The 16,291-nt window shown below is 72.5% G+C and carries 17 protein-coding genes; 7 read left to right on the forward strand and 10 right to left on the reverse strand.

The window, feature by feature from the left end:
* Window positions 1-3: 3 nt before the first annotated feature.
* The 5 genes from KZC57_RS14190 to KZC57_RS14210 all read left to right on the forward strand — a co-directional run bounded on the left by KZC57_RS14190 (window position 4) and on the right by KZC57_RS14210 (window position 3,978).
* Window positions 4-978, forward strand: coding sequence for an ABC transporter ATP-binding protein (locus KZC57_RS14190; RefSeq protein ID WP_247642017.1), 975 nt, complete (start codon window positions 4-6; stop codon window positions 976-978).
* A 1-nt stretch (window position 979) separates the two neighbouring features.
* A complete protein-coding gene (locus tag KZC57_RS14195) occupies window positions 980-1,741 on the forward strand; it encodes an ABC transporter permease (protein WP_247642018.1) in 762 nt (253 codons plus the stop codon).
* 29 nt (window positions 1,742-1,770) lie between these two features.
* Window positions 1,771-2,898 carry a sensor histidine kinase gene (locus tag KZC57_RS14200; protein ID WP_247642019.1) on the forward strand — a complete coding sequence of 376 codons (1,128 nt, stop codon included), beginning with the start codon at window positions 1,771-1,773 and terminating at the stop codon, window positions 2,896-2,898.
* Window positions 2,895-3,521, forward strand: coding sequence for a response regulator transcription factor (locus KZC57_RS14205; protein ID WP_247642020.1), 627 nt, complete (start codon window positions 2,895-2,897; stop codon window positions 3,519-3,521). Before KZC57_RS14200 ends, KZC57_RS14205 begins: the two co-directional genes overlap by 4 nt.
* Window positions 3,522-3,597: 76 nt before the next feature.
* Entirely contained in the window at window positions 3,598-3,978 is a 381-nt protein-coding gene (locus KZC57_RS14210) for a VOC family protein (protein WP_025103820.1), read from the forward strand.
* A 42-nt stretch (window positions 3,979-4,020) separates the two neighbouring features.
* Here KZC57_RS14210 and KZC57_RS14215 read toward each other — a convergent pair whose 3' ends face one another.
* Together KZC57_RS14215 and KZC57_RS14220 are read right to left on the reverse strand one after the other, a co-directional pair.
* A complete protein-coding gene (locus KZC57_RS14215; RefSeq protein WP_144880754.1) occupies window positions 4,021-4,869 on the reverse strand; it encodes a PhzF family phenazine biosynthesis protein in 849 nt (282 codons plus the stop codon).
* 25 nt (window positions 4,870-4,894) lie between these two features.
* Window positions 4,895-6,622: a thiamine pyrophosphate-binding protein gene (locus KZC57_RS14220; RefSeq protein WP_247642021.1), complete on the reverse strand. Its 1,728-nt coding sequence runs from the start codon at window positions 6,620-6,622 to the stop codon at window positions 4,895-4,897.
* A 160-nt stretch (window positions 6,623-6,782) separates the two neighbouring features.
* On the opposite strand from KZC57_RS14220, the gene KZC57_RS14225 reads away from it, so the two are divergent.
* A complete protein-coding gene (locus KZC57_RS14225; RefSeq protein ID WP_247642022.1) occupies window positions 6,783-7,292 on the forward strand; it encodes a phosphoribosyltransferase in 510 nt (169 codons plus the stop codon).
* Here KZC57_RS14225 and KZC57_RS14230 read toward each other — a convergent pair whose 3' ends face one another.
* From KZC57_RS14230 to KZC57_RS14265, 8 genes are all read right to left on the reverse strand, one after another.
* Window positions 7,293-8,831, reverse strand: a complete 1,539-nt coding sequence (locus KZC57_RS14230; RefSeq protein WP_247642023.1) for an ATP-dependent DNA ligase — start codon at window positions 8,829-8,831, stop codon at window positions 7,293-7,295.
* Window positions 8,832-8,898: 67 nt separating this feature from the next.
* On the reverse strand, window positions 8,899-9,669 hold the full coding sequence (locus KZC57_RS14235; protein ID WP_247642024.1) for an enoyl-CoA hydratase/isomerase family protein: 771 nt from the start codon (window positions 9,667-9,669) through the stop codon (window positions 8,899-8,901).
* A gap of 9 nt (window positions 9,670-9,678) precedes the next feature.
* Window positions 9,679-10,842, reverse strand: a complete 1,164-nt coding sequence (gene paaE, locus KZC57_RS14240; protein WP_247642025.1) for a 1,2-phenylacetyl-CoA epoxidase subunit PaaE — start codon at window positions 10,840-10,842, stop codon at window positions 9,679-9,681.
* Window positions 10,842-11,345: a 1,2-phenylacetyl-CoA epoxidase subunit PaaD gene (gene paaD, locus KZC57_RS14245; protein ID WP_247642026.1), complete on the reverse strand. Its 504-nt coding sequence runs from the start codon at window positions 11,343-11,345 to the stop codon at window positions 10,842-10,844. The genes paaE and paaD overlap by 1 nt, the downstream gene beginning before the upstream one ends.
* Window positions 11,339-12,121, reverse strand: a complete 783-nt coding sequence (gene paaC / locus KZC57_RS14250) for a 1,2-phenylacetyl-CoA epoxidase subunit PaaC (protein ID WP_247642190.1) — start codon at window positions 12,119-12,121, stop codon at window positions 11,339-11,341. Before paaC ends, paaD begins: the two co-directional genes overlap by 7 nt.
* 122 nt (window positions 12,122-12,243) lie before the next feature.
* A complete protein-coding gene (gene paaB, locus KZC57_RS14255; protein ID WP_025103829.1) occupies window positions 12,244-12,573 on the reverse strand; it encodes a 1,2-phenylacetyl-CoA epoxidase subunit PaaB in 330 nt (109 codons plus the stop codon).
* A complete protein-coding gene (gene paaA, locus KZC57_RS14260) occupies window positions 12,573-13,559 on the reverse strand; it encodes a 1,2-phenylacetyl-CoA epoxidase subunit PaaA (protein WP_060923571.1) in 987 nt (328 codons plus the stop codon). The genes paaB and paaA overlap by 1 nt, the downstream gene beginning before the upstream one ends.
* A gap of 87 nt (window positions 13,560-13,646) precedes the next feature.
* Window positions 13,647-14,066 (reverse strand): hypothetical protein, encoded by a 420-nt coding sequence (locus KZC57_RS14265; protein WP_060923570.1) that lies wholly within the window; start codon window positions 14,064-14,066, stop codon window positions 13,647-13,649.
* Between the two features lie 89 nt (window positions 14,067-14,155).
* Here KZC57_RS14265 and KZC57_RS14270 point away from each other — a divergent pair, with 89 nt between their 5' ends.
* Entirely contained in the window at window positions 14,156-16,282 is a 2,127-nt protein-coding gene (locus tag KZC57_RS14270; RefSeq protein WP_247642027.1) for a RecQ family ATP-dependent DNA helicase, read from the forward strand.
* Window positions 16,283-16,291: the final 9 nt, after the last annotated feature.

The following is a 16,291-nucleotide window of genomic DNA, read 5'->3' on the forward strand; positions in this document are numbered from 1 at the left end:
GGCATGAACGAGACATCCGTGCAGGAGGCGGCACCGCGCGTCGCGTCGTCCTCCGCGTCCCCCGCCGTCGATGACAGACCCGTGGCGCTGGAGCTGATCGACGTGCGCAAGCACTTCGGCAGCGGCGAGCGCCGCGTGCCGGCCGTCGACGGTGTCGACCTCTCCGTGCGGCGCGGCGAGGTGGTCGCCCTGCTCGGCCCTAACGGCGCGGGCAAGACCACCACGCTCGACATGCTCCTCGGGCTCACCGCCCCCAGCAGCGGGACCGTGCGCGTGCTCGGGGCGGCTCCGGAACGGGCCACCGCGAACGGGGCCATCGGGGCCGTGCTGCAGACCGGGGGCCTGCTCGGCGACCTCACCGTCGGCGAGACCGTGCGGCTGATCGCCTCGCTGTACGGGCGGGAAGCCCTCGCACGCGTGCCGGAGGTGATGCGCCGTGCCGACCTCGCCGGTCTCGCGCGCCGCCGGGTGTCCAAGTGCTCGGGCGGCGAGCAGCAGCGCGTGAAGTTCGCGCTCGCGATGATCTCCGATCCCGACATCCTCGTGCTCGACGAGCCGACCGCCGGCATGGACGTCACCGCGCGGCGCCACTTCTGGGACGTGATGCGTGCCGACGCGGACGCCGGGCGCACGATCGTGTTCGCCACGCACTATCTGGAGGAGGCGGAGCAGTTCGCCCGCCGCACGGTGGTCATGCATCGGGGCACCGTCGTCGCGGACGCGCCCACCGCCCTGCTCCGTGCGAGCCTCGGTGAGCGCACGGTCTCCGCCACCGCGCCCGCCGTGGCGGACGCGCTGGTCGCAGCCTTGACCGCCGCGGAGGGCGTGACGGGCGTGCGCATCGACGGGGACCGCCTCAGCCTCCGCGCCACCGACTCCGACGCCGCCGCCCGCCTGCTGCTCGACGGGGGAGCGCATGACCTGGAGATCGCCGCCCCCACGCTCGAGACCGCCTTCACCGCCCTCACGGAGGACTGACATGACCACGAGCGTCTCGCCCACCATGCTGCGCATCGAGGGGCTGCGCCAACTGCGCAACCCCTACACGCTCGCCTTCACCCTCGCCATGCCCGTGGCCATGTACCTGCTCTTCGGTGCGGGCATGGGGTACGGCACGCTCTCCGCCGGCAACGGCAACGTCTCCTTCTACGTGATGGTCTCGATGGCGGCCTACGGCACCGCGGTGGCGATGAGCTCGCTCACCTCGCTCGCGGCCACCGAGGCCAAGCAGGGGTGGGGAAGGCAGCTCGCGATGACGCCGCTGACGACCACCGGCTACGCCCTGACGAAGCTGCTCACCGCCGTGTCGTTCGCGGCGCTCGCCCTCGTCGCGGTGTTCGTCGCCGGGCTGCTCACCGGCGCGGAGGCGGAGGGCGCCTGGCGCTGGGTCGTGACCGCCGCCCTCATCCTCGGCATCGGCCTCATGTTCGGCCTCTACGGGCTCGGGGTCGGCCTGTTCTTCGGCTCCGACTCCGCCGCCGCGCTCGCGTCCATCTCGATGACCTTCTTCGCCTTCTTCGGCAACGTGTTCATGCCGCTCGACGGCGTCATGCTCGACATCGCCCGGTTCACCCCGTTGTACGGCTTCGTCGCCCTGAGCCGGTGGCCGCTCACGGAGGGCGTGCTGACGACGGGGCAGACGGATGAGCTGTGGATGCTGCTCCTCAACGTCGCGGTCTGGCTCGTCGTCTTCGCGGTGCTGGTGACGATGGGCGTGCGGCGCTCGCGGTCACGGCGGTGAGCGCCCCGGCGCGACAGTAGGTTGGACGGATGACGATGCAGGAGGGCCGGGAGGCGGACGTCCGATCCGGGACGGGCAAGGACCCCTGGGCGCGGTTCGGCTGGCTGATGGCCGTCGTCTGGCTCGTGTTCCTGATCTACCCGGTCCTCGCGCTGCTCGCCTCCGCCGCTCCGCCGGCGTGGGTCGTCACGGGATGGGTGGCGCTGGTCGCGTTCATCGTCCTCTATGTGACGGGGTTCCTGCACGGCATGCGCGGCGGAGGCGGCCTCGGTCGCGCCCCCTCGCGGCGGCAGTGGATCACGTTCGCCGCGCTCATCGCCTGCGCGCTCGTCACGATCCCGGCCGTGGGCGGGTCGGCGCTGAGCTTCCTGCCGTTCATCATGTCGTTCGCCTCGTACGGACTGACCCGTGCCTGGCACTGGATCACGACCATCGCCGCGCTCGTGGTGGCGGCCGGCTGCGTCTTCCTCATCCCCGACAACCTCTCCTACCTGTCCGTCCTCGCGATCGTCACCCTCCTCGGCGTCGTGAACACGGTCTCGACCTGGCTCATCGTGCGCTCGGCGGAGGCGGAGCAGCTGGGCAGGGAGCTGGCGACCAGCGAGGGGCGGGAAGCCGTGGCGCGCGACGTGCACGACCTCATCGGCCACTCGCTGACGGTCGTCGGACTCAAGGCACAGCTCGTGCGGCGGCTGATGGACTCCGACCCGGAGCGCGCCAAGGCCGAGCTCGCCGACATCGAACGTCTGACCGCGGAGGCCATCGCCGGAGTGCGGCAGACCGTCGCCGGTGCGCGGGCGACGACCCTCGTCGAGCAGCTCGCGTCGACCGAGGATTCGCTGCGCGCCGCGGACATCGCGCTCGTCGTGGACGGGACTCCGGACGCCCTCTCGCCGGTCCAGGCGATCACGGCGAGCTGGATCCTCCGCGAGGCGACGACCAACACGTTGCGGCACTCCGGGGCCGCGGCCGTCCGTGTGCGCATCGCTCCGGGCGTGCTCACCGTGGAGGACGACGGTGTCGGGCCCGCGTCCGCGACCGGGCATCGCGAGGGCAACGGCATCCGGGGGATGCGGGAGCGCGCGGCGGCGGCCGGCGCCGGGTTCACCGTGCGGCCCGGCGAGGTGGCGGGCACGCGGGTGGAGGTGACGTGGTGACGGCGGCCCCGACGGCTCCGATCCGGCTGCTCATCGCCGACGACCAGGCACTCGTGCGCGGGGCGCTCGGGGCCCTGCTCGACCTGGAGCCGGATCTCACGGTGCAGGGCCTGGCAGCGGACGGCGCGGAGGCGCTGCGCCTGGCGGAGGACCTGCAGCCGGACGTGTGTCTGATGGACATCCAGATGCCGGGCGTGGACGGCGTCGAGGCGACGAAACAGATCCGCGCGGCCAGTCCGCAGACGCGCGTGCTCGTGGTGACCACGTTCGCGCGACCCGGGTACCTGCGCGCGGCGCTCGACGCCGGGGCGAGCGGGTTCGTGGTGAAGGACACCCCGGCCGAGGAACTCGCCGCGGCCGTACGCCGCGTGCACGCCGGACTCCGGGTGCTCGATCCGAAACTCGCCGAGGAGAGCCTGTTCGAGGGAGCCAACCCGCTGAGCGACCGGGAGCGGCAGGTGCTGCGGCTGGCCGCCGATGGACGATCCGCAGCGGCCATCGCGGCGGAGGTGTTCCTATCGGCGGGCACCGTGCGCAACCACCTCTCCGCCGCGATCGGCAAGACCGGTGCCGAGAACCGGGCGCAGGCGGTGCGGATCGCGTCCGACAAGGGCTGGCTCTGACTCCTCTGGCGGGTGTCGGAGGCCGCGCGTACTGTGAGGGCCGTCGGGTGACGGAGCCCGACAGGAGGAGTGCGTGATGGACTGGAAGATCGAGCTCATCTTCGTCCCGGTCAGCGATGTCGACCGGGCGAAGGACTTCTACGTGAAGATCGGTTTCCACGCCGACCATGATCAGGTGCCGTACGAGGGGCTGCGGTTCGTGCAGATGACCCCGCCGGGATCGGCCTGCTCGATCGCCTTCGGCACGGGGCTGACCAGCGGCTTGGAGCCGGGGCAGCAGAACACCATCCAGGTGGTCGTCCCCGACGCCGACGAAGCTCTCGCGCACCTGCGCGGCCTCGGCGTGGAGGCGGAGGGCGTGGACGAGCAGGACTGGGGGCGATTCGTGCGCTTCGACGACCCCGATGGCAACACCTGGACCCTGCAGGAGCTCCCGGACTACAGCGCCCAGGGCTGACGGGTCCGGGTCCGGTTCGGCTCCCGGGTCGGGTCCGGGAGGTCAGGGGAGGCGGGTGGCTCCGCCGGAGACGACGAGGCCGCCGGAGGACGGGATCGCGACGCGGAGTTCGCTCGGGCGACCGACGTGGGCGCCCTGATGGATGCGGACGGTGTCGCCGGGATAGCCCTGGGCGCGGAGATAGGCGCCGACGGAAGCGGCCGCGGACCCTGTCGCCGGATCCTCCGTGATGCGCCCCACGGGGAAGAGGTTGCGGGCCTGGATCTCGGCCGGATCGTCGGCGTGCAGCACCGTCACCGTGCCGTGCCACCCCTGTGCGCGCATGAGGGCCGCGACGTCGGAGGGGGAGAAGCGGAACTGGTGGAAGAGCTCCCGGTCGGCGACGAAGACGATCGGATGCCAGTTGCCCGCGAACGCCTCGCGGACCGGGAAGCGCGGGTCGACATCGCCCGGCTCCATCCCCAGCAGAGCGAGGAGGCGGTCACGCACGACGGGGTCGAGGTCGCGCACCTCCGGCTCGACGCTCGTGAACGACACCGTGACCCGGCCGTCGGCGTCCGCGAAGGACTCCATGGACACGTCTCCGGCCGCGGTCTCGAACACGACCGCCCCCGGACCCTGCCGCTCGGCGAGGGCCACCGCGGTCGCGACCGTCGCATGCCCGCAGAACGGCACCTCCGCAGCCGGCGACCAGTAGCGCACGCGGAAGCGGGAGTCGTCCGCCGCGGCCTCCTGTACGAACGCGGTCTCGGAGTAGCCGACCTCGGCCGCGACCCGCTGCATGTCCGCCTCATCGAGCCCGTCGGCGTCGAAGACGACCCCCGCGGGGTTGCCGCCGTCCGGCGTCGCGGCGAAGGCGCTGTAGCGCAGGACCTCGGGAGCATCCGTCATTCCGGGAGCCTATCGGCCCGCGCGGTCAGGAGTTCACGCGGATGATCTCCTGCTGGTACGGCGCGATCACGTCGCCGGAGATCCGGAGGTCGAGGACGAGGAAGGGCCGGGTCGCCGGGTCCTCCCCGGCCCACGCGGCGAGGCGATCGAGGCCGTCCAGCGTCCGCACGACGACGCCCTCCGCACCGACCGCGGCCCCGAAGGCGGCGAAGTCGACCTCGGGGATGCGCATCGGTCCCTCGGCCAGCCCCTTCAGCCCGTAGAGGTTGACCTCGGCGCCGTACGCGGCATCGTTCCAGACCACGGCCATGCCGCGTCCGCCCGCTGCCCGCACGGCCGATTCGAGGTCGGCGATCGCCATGAGCCCGCCGCCGTCGCCGGAGGTGAGCACGATGGTCGCGTCACGACGGGCGAGGGCGGCGCCGACCACGCTGGGCCAGCCCTGTCCGATCGACTGGAACGCGGTGCCGATCATCATCATCCGGTCGGGCGCGGCGACCGGCCAGTACATGTTCGCCCAGCCGATGAAGTGCCCGCCGTCCGAGACCACGACGCGGTCTTCGGGGAGGAGCTCGGCGATCCGGCGCGCGGCGGAACGCGGGTCGAGGCGGCCGTCCGGCGCGAGCTCGTCTCCGGGCTCGTACGCGCGGGCCGCGGCGACGTCGACCGTCTCCCTCCAGGGTCGGGCGGGCACAACGTCGGAGCCCGCGCCCGACACGCCGCCGGAGTCGGGGGTGGCCCCGGCGAGTCCGGCGGCATCTCCGAAGTCGTGCCCGGAGGAGAGGCGGGTGACGAGGGCCTCGGCGGCGAGGCGGGCGTCGGCGCGCACGAAGCCGCCGACGTGGGCATGGGTCGCGGCCGGAGTGGTGTCGATCTGGTACACCCGGGTGCCCGGGGCGAACAGCTCGCCGAAGCGCATCGTGAACTGGTTGAGGCTCGCGCCGAAGACCACCGCGACGTCGGCGGTCCGCACGAGCTCCATCGCCCCCTCGGCGCCGAAGCCGCCCGTCACGCCGAGGTCGTACCGGGCGTCCGGGAAGATGCCGCGGCCGAGGGCGGAGGAGGCGGTGAGGGCCCCGGTCTGCGCGGCGAGGGTGCCGAGAGCCTCGCCCGCGCCGGCCAGCCAGGCCCCGCGGCCGGCGAGGAGGAACGGGCGCTCGGCGTCGCGCAGGGCGGCGGCGATCTCATCCAGCATGCCCTCGGCGAAGTCCCCGCGCGGGGCGAGCGGCGCGGGGAGGCGGGGAGCCGGGGCCGCCGGCACCGCGCCGGCCTCGAGGGCGGCCACGTCGTAGGGGATGGCGAGCACGACGGGCACGCGATAGGTGAGGGCGTGCTCGACGGCGATGACGGTGGTCGCGGCGGCATCGGTCCGCCCGACGGTGTAGGTGCGCGCGCCCACCGCCGAGGCCAGAGCGATCTGGTCCACGTCCCACGGCCGCGGCCCCGATGTGGGCTCGTCACCGACGACGAGGACGAGCGGCACGTGCGCCTGCACGGCCTCGGCCAGCGCCGTGATCGTGTTCGTGAAGCCGGCGCCGTAGGTGGAGGTGCCCGCGGCGATGCGGCCGGAGGCGCGGAAGTGCGCGTCGGCCGCGACGACCGCGCCCTGCTCGTGACGGACGGCGGTGAAGGTGGCGTCCGTCTGCGTCTCGAGGGCGTCGAGGAAGTAGGCGTTGCCGTTGCCCATGACGCCGAAGACGGCATCGACGTGCTGGGCGAGGGTGAGGGCGACGTGCGCGGAGACGGAGGGCATGGGGAAGCCTTTCGAGACAGGGACGGAGAAGGGGGATCCGTATGTGTCTCGCCCTCGCGGCGATGCGAGGTGCTTCGTGCCTCTTTTTCAGGCACCGGCGGGGCCGGACCTGCTCAGTCTAGCGGCGGCTCGGACGGAGCGGATGCGCGAGAATGGAACGATGACGGATGCATCGATCGAGCGCGAGACGCTCACGTGGGACGGCTTCGGCGCGGCGACGCGCGATCTGGCGCGGAACATCATCGCGACGGGCTTCGAGCCGGAGGTCGTGGTGGCGATCGCGCGCGGCGGCCTGCTCCCGGCCGGCGCCATCGCGTACGGACTCGGCGTGAAGAACTGCGGCGCCATCAACGTCGAGTTCTACACCGGCATCGGCACCGTGCTGGAGGCCCCGGAGGTGCTGCCGCCCGAGCTCGACATGGCCTACCTCGACGGTCGCCGCGTGCTGCTCGTGGACGATGTCGCCGACTCCGGTCGCACGCTGGCGCTCGCGGTGCAGCTGCTGCAGGAGAAGGGCGCCGACGTCCGCTCGGTCACGATCTACACGAAGCCCTCGACGATCATCCAGCCGGACTTCGCGTGGAAGGACACCGACCTCTGGATCGACTTCCCCTGGTCGTTCCGCGGCACGGTGCGTCAGGAGGACGAAGGACTCCCGCCCACGGCCTGATCAGGAGTCGTCCGCCGCACCGCGCCGCAGGGCCAGGAGGGTCTGGATCGTGTCGGCCTCCGCAGCGCTCTTGTCCGGACGGTAGCCCTTGACCCTGGCGAACCGGAGGGCGAGGCCGCCGGGGTAGCGCGGGGACCGCTGCACGCCGTCGATCGCGATCTCGACCACGAGCTCCGGCCGGAGGAAAACCGTCGACGCGGAGCGACGGGTCTCGTGCGCCGGGAACTCGTCGGTCTGCCACTGCAGCAGCGCGTCGGTGAGGCCCTTGAACGTCTTCCCCACCATCACGAACCCGCCGGGGTCGCCGAAGTCGCCGTCCGGATCCCGGGCACCGAGGTGCAGGTTCGACAGCCATCCGCGGCGGCGCCCCGACCCCCACTCGGCGCCCAGCACGACGAGGTCGAACGTGAGGACGGGTTTCACCTTGACCCAGGACTTGCCGCGACGGCCGGCGGCGTACGGCGCATCCACGGCCTTCACGAGCACGCCTTCATGACCGGCCGCCAGGGCTTCGCGGGACAGGCGCTCGGCCTCCTCCGCGCTGTCGGTCACGATGCCGGGCATGCGCCACTCGCCGGCGACCTCGGCCAGGACCTCCTGACGCACCGACAGTGGCTCGTCCAGTAGGTCGCGGCCGTCCACGTGCAGGACGTCGAAGAACCAGGGTCGCAGGGCGAGCTCGCGCGCGGCATCCGCGCCGAACCGGGACATCGTCTCCTGGAACGGCCGGGGACCGCCGTCCTCGTCGAGCGCCAGGGTCTCGCCGTCGAGGATGACCTCCTGCGCGGGAAGACCGCGGACGACCTCGACGATCTCGGGCAGCCGGTGGGTGACGTCTGCGAGGCTCCGTGTGTAGATGCCGACCTCATCGCCGCGGCGGTGCACCTGGATCCGCGCGCCGTCGAGCTTGTACTCGACCGAGGCGCGTCCGGTGATCTCCAGGGCGGCCGTGGGCGTCGGCGCCGTGGCCGCGAGCATGGGGAGCACGGGGCGTCCCACCCGGAGCCCGACCTCGTCGAGCGCTCCTTCGGCACCGGTGAGCGCGAGCAGCGCCGTCTCGCCGAGGTCGCCGGAGAGCATGGCGGCCCGTCGCACCGTGGCAGGCGGGGCCTCGGCGGCGCGGGCGATCGCGTCGAGGAGCACGCCGCTCAACGCTCCGGTGCGGAGCTCCCCGAGCATCGCCCTGGTCAGGAAGTCCCATTCGGGAGCAGTGGCCCGGGCGGCGAGGTCGTGCAGCAGCTCGCTGCGCACGCCGGCCGAACCGGAGCCCGAGGTGTGCGCCAGGGTGTCGAAGACGTGGTCGACCTCCGCGATGGTCAGGGTCGAGGTCGCGCTGTGCTCGATCGCGAGGTTCGTCAGCCCCCGCCAGCCCACGCCGAGGCGACCCTGGCGCGGCGCGGCGAGGAGCAGTCCCACGAGAGGTGGGATGTCGTCGGCGTCGGCCCGGCGGAGCAGCGCCGCGATCGCCTCGATCTTGGCCAGGCGAGACGAGGTCGCGGCGACCTGGTCGGTGGTGGTGACGAGCTCCGAGAGCAGCATGCGGGCATCCTCCCACCGGGGTCGGACACCGCACGAGACGGTTGACAGCGACGACAGGGCCGTGACGTCAGCGCCCGCGGAACTCCGGCTTCCGCTTCTCCTGGAACGCGGCGAAGCCCTCGCGGTAGTCCTCGGTGTCGCACAGGGCGGCCTGCGCCGCGTTCTCGACGTCGATGGACTCCCACAGGGTGAGGCGTTCGTCGCGGATGCGGGCGACGAGCTCCTTGCTCGCCCGGAAGGCGGCCGTGGCGCCGTGGGCAGCGGCCGCGGTGGCAGCCGCCGCGGCCGCCCGCACCTCGTCGTCCGGGAACACCTGAGAGAAGAGCCCCGAGCGCACGGCCTCCGTGCCGCTCATGAGCCGCCCCGTGTAGATGAGGTCGAGCGTCTTGTGCGGGCCGAGCCGGTCGAGGAACAGCGCGTGCCCGCCGGAGTCGAGGGTCGCGCCGAGCGCGGCGAACGGCGAGCCGATCTTCGCCGATTCCGCGACGTAGACGACATCCGTCGCGATGAGCAGCCCGAGGCCCACGCCGAGACAGGCGCCGTGGGCGACGGCGAAGGTCGGCGCCGGGAAACGGGACATCCGCTGCAGCAGGGGCGTCACGCGTCCGCCGAGGTAGCCGAGCACGTCGTCGTCGCGCGGATCGACGGCGGAGATGTCCCGCCCGGCGCAGAACGCCCGCCCCTCACCGCGGAGCAGCAGCGCCCGCACCCCGGCGGCCTCCGCCTCCCGGTACGCGGCGTCGAGCTCGGCGAGGGCGGCCTCGTCCAGGGCGTTGAGCTTCGCGGGGGCGTCGAGCACCACGGTGGCGACGTCGTCGGCGATGGCGAGATCGATCATCAGGACTCCTCAGACGTCGTAGTCCACGACCACGCGGTCGCTGGTGGGATGGGACTGGCAGGTGAGCACGTAGCCGCGCTCCAGCTCGTCGGGCTCCAGAGCGTAGTTCTCGGTCATCGTGACGCTGCCCTCGAGCACGCGCGCGCGGCAGGTGCCGCAGACGCCGCCCGCGCACGCGAACGGCGCGTCCGGCCGCACCCGCAGCGCGGCGTTCAGCACCGACTCGCGCGCCGCGACCGGGCTCTCCACCGTGGACGAGACGCCGTCGAGGTTCACCTCGATCCGCACCGTCTTCTCGCCCGAGCGCACTGTGACCGGCCGAGCGGCCCGCACCGGCTCGTCGCCGGTCGTGAACAGCTCGAAGCGCACGTGTTCGCGGGGCACGCCCACGTCGGCCAGCACCTCCCGGCAGAGGTCGACGAGCGCGAGCGGTCCGCACAGGAACCACTCGTCCACGTCGGCCGGGTCGATCAGCGCGTCGAGGATCGTCCGCAGCTTGGGCTCGTCGATGCGGCCGGAGAGCACCGGCGCGGTCCGCTGCTCGCGGGACAGCACGTGGTGCAGCGTGAGCCTCGTCGGGTAGCGGTCCTTGAGGTCGGCGAGGTCCTCCAGGAACATCACGTCCAGCGTCGACCGGTTCGTGTAGAGGAGCGTGAACCGCGAGGTCTGCGAGCGGGAGAGCACGGTGTGCGCGAGAGCCATCAGCGGTGTGATCCCGGAGCCGGCCGCGATGCCGACGACGTGCTTCTCGTCCAGATCGTCGAGACCGGAGGTGAACGTGCCCTGGGGGCTCATGACGTCGATGCGGAAGCCCGGGCGCAGGCCGGTCTGGGCCCACGTGGAGAACATCCCGCCCTCGTCGCGCTTCACGGCGACGCTCAGGCGGGTGGGCGCCCCGTCGGTGCGATGCTCGGGCGCCCGGCACAGCGAGTAGGAGCGCCGCACCTCCACGTCGTCCAGCGTCGTGCGCAGCGCCACGTACTGCCCGGGGAGGTGGTCGTAGTCGTCGGCGAGCTCCGCGGGCACCGTGAAGGTCACCTCGACGGCGTCCTCGGTGAGCGGACGGACGTCCTCGACCTCGAGCGTGTGGAACCGGGCACGGCTCCGCGCCCGGGAGGCGGAGGCGGGAGAGGACGCCGGCGTCGTCGTCGGGGCCGGGGAGAACAGCGACATCAGTGCACCTTGAAGTGATCGAAGGGTTCCAGGCATGCCCGGCACTCGTACAGCGCCTTGCACGAGGTCGACCCGAAGCGGGAGACCTCCCTGGTGTCGAGCGAGCCGCATCGGGGGCAGCGCACGCTCAGGGCGAGCCGGATCGGACCGGCGGGTACGGCCGCGCGGCCGCTGGGCGGCGCGATCCCGTACGCGCGGAGCTTCTGCTTCCCGGCGTCACTCATCCAGTCGGTGGTCCACGCGGGGGAGAGCACGAGCCGCACCTCGACGTCCGCGAAGCCGGCGGCCGTGAGCGCGAGGACCACGTCGTCGCGGATCGTGTCCATGGCCGGGCACCCGCTGTAGGTCGGCGTGATGTCGACGACCACGCGCTCGCCGCGGAGCTCGACCGCCCGCAGCACGCCGAGGTCCTCGATCGTGAGCACCGGCACCTCCGGGTCCGGCACGGCGGCGGCGATCCGCCACGCCTCGGCCGTCGTGTCGGCGGTGGTCCGGCTCACCATGACGCCCCCGGGTGTCGTCGCGCCAGGACCTGCATCTCGGCGAGGAGGTGGCCGAAGGGGGTCGCGTGCGCGCCGTTCCGGCCGCCCGCCGACGACGCCGAGACCTCCGGAACCGCGATCCCGGCCTCGGCGAACACGGTGGCGATGACCGCGTCGAACGGGGCCCGGAGGCTCGACGGGCGCACGGCGGCATCACCGAGTCGATCGATCAGCGGCTCGTCGCGGAACAGCTCGTCGACGTACGGCCACACATCCGTGAGGGCACGGATCATCCGCCGCCGGGACTCCTCCGTGCCGCCCGCCAGGCGCAGCACCCACTGCACGGCGTGGTCGCGGTGGTAGTCGACCTCCTTGAGCGCCTTCTCCGCGATCGCGGCGAACGTGGGCTCGGTGCTCGCGCGGAGGGCGGCGTAGAGCTCCACCAGGTAGACCGAGGCGACGAGCTGGCGCGCGATGGTCTGCGCGAAGTCGCCGTTCGGCTGCTCCACGATCCAGGCGCTGCGGAACTCCGGCTCGTCGCGGAAGTACGCGAGGTCGTCCTCGGAACGGCCGTCCCACGTGCCTGCGAAGTGCAGGAAGGAGCGCGCGTGGCCGAGGAGGTCGAGGGCGATGTTGCCGAGCGCCACGTCCTCCTCGAGCTCGGGGGCCCGGGAGATCCAGGCGCCGAGCTGCTGCGACAGGATGAGGGCGTCGTCGCCGAGCCACAGGGCGTACTCGGCGATGTCGGCGCTCGCCGCGGTCGTGCCCGCGCCGGCGAGCTCTTCGCTGAGCCGCAGCTCGTCGACGGAGACGTCGCCATGCGCTTCCCCGTGGACGGCGCCGGCTCCCTGAGCGGAGCCGGGGGCCTGAGCGGAGCTGGGGCCCTGAGCGGAGCTGGGGCCCTGAGCCTGTCGAAGGGTCACAGGTGCGGCACCCCCTCGGAGGCGGTGTAGTACACCGCGTGCCGGTAGTTCTTGCCGGCGGGACTCTCGAAGTACGCTCCCTTGGCATCGGGGTCGCTCGTGGTGATCGCCTCGGCGGGGACCGCCCAGATCGACACGCCCTCGCCCCGGCGGGTGTAGAGGTCGCGCGCGTTGCGGATGGCCATGTCGGCGTCGGGGGCGTGCAGCGAGCCGACGTGCACGTGGCTCAGCCCGCGGTTCGCCCGCACGAAGATCTCCCACAGGGGCCAGACCTCGCGGCCCTGGGTCCCTGAGCTCGTCGAAGGGTCCGCACCGGGGGTCGCCATCACGCCACCGCCCCTTCAGGGGTCAGGCGGGAACGCTGCTTGCGGGCGTACTCCGCGGCGGCCTCCCGCACCCACGCGCCCTCGTCGTGCGCCGTGCGGCGGCGCTCCAGACGCTCGGCGTTGCAGGGGCCGTTGCCGCGCAGCACCTGGAAGAACTCGTCCCAGTCGATCTCGCCCATCTCGTAGCGACCGGTCTCCTCGTCGAACCGCAGGTCCGGGTCGGGGAGGGTGACGCCGAGGATCTCGGCCTGGGGCACGAGCATGCCGACGAACCGCTGACGCAGCTCGTCGTTGGAGAAGCGCTTGATCTTCCACGCCATCGACTGGGCGGAGTTGGGGGACTGGTCGTCGGGCGGCCCGAACATCGCCAGGCTCGGCCAGTACCAGCGGTCCACCGCGTCCTGCGCCATCTGCCGCTGCTCGTCGGTGCCGCGCATGAGCGAGAGCAGGATCTCGAACCCCTGGCGCTGGTGGAACGACTCCTCCTTGCAGATGCGCACCATCGCGCGGCCGTAGGGGCCGTAGGAGGCGCGGCACAGCGGCACCTGGTTGCAGATCGCGGCGCCGTCGACGAGCCAGCCGATCGCGCCCATGTCGGCCCAGGTCGGGGTGGGGTAGTTGAAGATCGACGAGTACTTCGCCTTGCCGGAGATGAGCTGGTCCATCATCTCGTCACGGGTGATGCCGAGGGTCTGCGCGGCGGAGTAGAGGTAGAGGCCGTGCCCGGCCTCGTCCTGCACCTTCGCCATGAGGATCGCCTTGCGCTTGAGGCTCGGTGCGCGGGTGATCCAGTTGCCCTCGGGCTGCATGCCGATGATCTCGGAGTGCGCGTGCTGGGAGATCTGCCGGATGAGCGTCTTGCGATAGGCCTCGGGCATCCAGTCGCGCGGCTCGATGCGCTGCTCGTTCGCGATCAGCTCGTCGAACAGGCGTTCCTCGTCGGAGGTCTCGCCGTCCACGAGGGACAGGTCTGCGGGACTGGTCATCGTCGACTCCTCGGGCTCCGGTCCTTCTTTACTGACCGATCGTTAGGTAATTCTGACACACGCGACGGCCCGATTCAACAGGGCGTGTCAACGGGAGCGCGAGATCAGTGCCAGCAGCGCGCGGCCGTAAGCCTCCGCCGGATCCGGGTGCTCGAACCGCAGGGGAGCACCGGCGAGCTCGATCTCGACGCGGAACGTGTCAGGGAGGCGGGTGAGGGTGCGGAACGTCCCGCGGAGGAGGTCGCGCAGCTGGTCCTCGCGCGGCAGCCACACCGCATCGGCGAGGGTCACGGCGTCGAGCGCCCACTCCGTCGTGCCGTTGAAGGCGAGGTCCGTGCCGGCCGGCGTCTGCCTCGCCTCGATGGTCATCGCGCTCACCGTGAAGACGTCGGCCTCCGCCTCCAGCTCCACCTCGTCGGGCAGATCGAGCTGGAACCGGTCACCCTCCGCGGGTTTCCAGGTCAGACCGGCATCGCGGAGCGCGACGGCGAGTTCGCGGGTGATCATTCCTCCACGCTACGGCCTTCCCACCGGTCATCCACCGAGAGCGGGCGGCGGTCGGAGTCCTGTCCGAGGTCTGCGGCAGAGTGGAGGGCATGACCTCTCCGACCGCCGTCCCCCTCCGCGAGGCCGCCCGCGCCGCCCTCGGCGAACTCGTCGGTCGTCCCGACGTCGACTTCCACGACGGCCAGTTCGAGGCGATCGAGGCACTGGTGGAGGGGCGTCGCCGCGCGCTCGTTGTGCAGCGCACCGGGTGGGGGAAGTCGGCGGTGTACTTCGTCGCGACCCTGCTCCGCCGCCGGCAGGGAGCCGGCCCCACCGTGCTCGTCTCCCCGCTCCTGGCGCTCATGCGCGACCAGATCGCCGCGGCCGAGCGTGCGGGCGTGCGCGCCGTGGCGATCAACTCGACGAACGCCCACGAGTGGGCAGAGGTGCAGGAGCGGCTCGCCGGAGACGACGTCGACGTGCTGCTCGTCTCGCCGGAGCGGCTGAACAACCCGGCCTTCCGAGAGGAGCAGCTGCCCGCGCTGGTGGCGCGGCTCGGCATGCTCGTCGTCGACGAGGCGCACTGCATCAGCGACTGGGGGCACGACTTCCGCCCGGACTACCGCCGACTGCGCGACCTCATCGCGCAGATGCCCGCCGATGTGCCGGTGCTGGCGACGACCGCGACGGCGAACTCCCGCGTGGTGGCAGACGTGGCCGAGCAGCTCGGGGCGCTGCCTGGCGGCGCGGGCGAAGCGGAGACGGTGCCCGTGCTCACGATCCGCGGGCCCCTCGCCCGCACCTCGCTGCGGCTCGGGGTGCTCCGCCTCAAGGACTCGGCGAGCCGCCTGGCCTGGCTGCTCAGCCACCTCGACGACCTCCCCGGCAGCGGGATCATCTACACGCTGACGGTGGCGGCGGCGGTCGACACCGCGCGGTTCCTGCGCGATCACGGCCATGACGTGCGCGCCTACACGGGGCAGACCGACGCCGAGGAGCGTGCGGAGTCGGAGGGCATGCTCAAGCGCAACGAGGTGAAGGCCCTCGTCGCGACCAGCGCCCTCGGCATGGGGTTCGACAAGCCGGACCTCGGATTCGTCGTGCACCTCGGAGCACCGTCCTCGCCCGTCGCGTACTACCAGCAGGTGGGACGAGCGGGGCGTGCCAGCGAGAGCGCCGACGTGCTCCTGCTCCCCGGTGTCGAAGACCGTGAGATCTGGCACTACTTCGCGACCGCGTCGATGCCGGATCGGGAGCGTGCCGAACGGGTGATCGCGGCGCTCGGCGACACTCCGATCTCGACGCCGGCGCTGGAGGCCCTCGTCGACATCCGCCGCACGCCCCTCGAGCTGCTGCTGAAGGTGCTCGACGTGGATGGTGCCGTGCGTCGCGTGCAGGGTGGGTGGGTCGCGACGGGACAGCCGTGGACGTACGACGCCGAACGCTACGAGCGCATCGCCGCCGAGCGGGTCGCGGAGCAGGAGCACATGCTGGAGTACGAGCGCACGGACGGCTGTCGCATGGCCTTCCTGCAACGGGCTCTCGACGACGACACCGCGGCCCCCTGCGGCCGGTGCGACAACTGTGCGGGCGTGTGGTTCCCGGCGGAGGTCGCGCAGACGGCGAGCGTGCAGGCGGCGGCCTCCCTCGACCGGGTCGGCGTGCCGGTCGAGCCGCGTCGCGCGTGGCCGACAGGGGCCGACCGCCTCGATGTGCCGGTGCGCGGCCGCATCCCCGCGGGGGAGCAGGCCGATGAGGGGCGTGCCCTCGCCCGGCTCACCGACCTCGGGTGGGGTGGCACGCTGCGCGAGATCTTCGCCGCGGGTGCCGCGGACGCGCCGATCAGCCCGGCGCTGCTGCAGGCCTGCGTGCGCGTGCTCGCCGGGTGGGACTGGGCGGAGCGACCGGTGGCCGTGGTCGCGATGCCGTCGCGGTCGCATCCGCAGCTCGTCGACTCCCTCGCCCGCGGGCTGTCCGAGATCGGGCGGCTGCCGTACCTCGGCGCGCTGGAGTGGCGCGGCGGAGGGCCTTCGGGGCAGGCGGGCGGGAACAGCGTGTTCCGGCTCGCGGGGGTGTGGGACCGGTTCGACGCGGCGCAGCTCGAGGTGCCCGCCGGTCCGGTGCTGCTCGTCGACGACCTCATCGACAGTCGCTGGACCCTGACGGTCGCGGCGCGCGCGGTGCGGCAGGCCGGGGCCACGGCCGTGCTGCCGTTCGCGCTCGGCCTGCGCGGCTGACCGCCGGGA

Source organism: Microbacterium sp. KSW4-4, assembly GCF_023091185.1.
GTDB classification, from domain to species: Bacteria; Actinomycetota; Actinomycetes; order Actinomycetales; family Microbacteriaceae; genus Microbacterium; species Microbacterium paraoxydans.

Bases quoted from the DNA above. Each gene is read 5' to 3' on its own strand.
- KZC57_RS14230 (WP_247642023.1), bottom strand. From the start codon at position 8,831: ATGCTGCTCTCGGAGCTCGTCACCACCACCGACCAGGTCGCCGCGACC.
- KZC57_RS14265 (WP_060923570.1), bottom strand. From the start codon at position 14,066: ATGATCACCCGCGAACTCGCCGTCGCGCTCCGCGATGCCGGTCTGACC.
- KZC57_RS14270 (WP_247642027.1), top strand. From the start codon at position 14,156: ATGACCTCTCCGACCGCCGTCCCCCTCCGCGAGGCCGCCCGCGCCGCC.
- KZC57_RS14225 (WP_247642022.1), top strand. From the start codon at position 6,783: ATGACGGATGCATCGATCGAGCGCGAGACGCTCACGTGGGACGGCTTC.
- KZC57_RS14215 (WP_144880754.1), bottom strand. From the start codon at position 4,869: ATGACGGATGCTCCCGAGGTCCTGCGCTACAGCGCCTTCGCCGCGACG.
- paaD (WP_247642026.1), bottom strand. From the start codon at position 11,345: ATGGTGAGCCGGACCACCGCCGACACGACGGCCGAGGCGTGGCGGATC.
- paaA (WP_060923571.1), bottom strand. From the start codon at position 13,559: ATGACCAGTCCCGCAGACCTGTCCCTCGTGGACGGCGAGACCTCCGAC.
- KZC57_RS14200 (WP_247642019.1), top strand. From the start codon at position 1,771: ATGACGATGCAGGAGGGCCGGGAGGCGGACGTCCGATCCGGGACGGGC.
- KZC57_RS14235 (WP_247642024.1), bottom strand. From the start codon at position 9,669: ATGATCGATCTCGCCATCGCCGACGACGTCGCCACCGTGGTGCTCGAC.
- KZC57_RS14190 (WP_247642017.1), top strand. From the start codon at position 4: ATGAACGAGACATCCGTGCAGGAGGCGGCACCGCGCGTCGCGTCGTCC.
- paaE (WP_247642025.1), bottom strand. From the start codon at position 10,842: ATGTCGCTGTTCTCCCCGGCCCCGACGACGACGCCGGCGTCCTCTCCC.
- paaB (WP_025103829.1), bottom strand. From the start codon at position 12,573: ATGGCGACCCCCGGTGCGGACCCTTCGACGAGCTCAGGGACCCAGGGC.
- KZC57_RS14210 (WP_025103820.1), top strand. From the start codon at position 3,598: ATGGACTGGAAGATCGAGCTCATCTTCGTCCCGGTCAGCGATGTCGAC.
- KZC57_RS14195 (WP_247642018.1), top strand. From the start codon at position 980: ATGACCACGAGCGTCTCGCCCACCATGCTGCGCATCGAGGGGCTGCGC.
- KZC57_RS14220 (WP_247642021.1), bottom strand. From the start codon at position 6,622: ATGCCCTCCGTCTCCGCGCACGTCGCCCTCACCCTCGCCCAGCACGTC.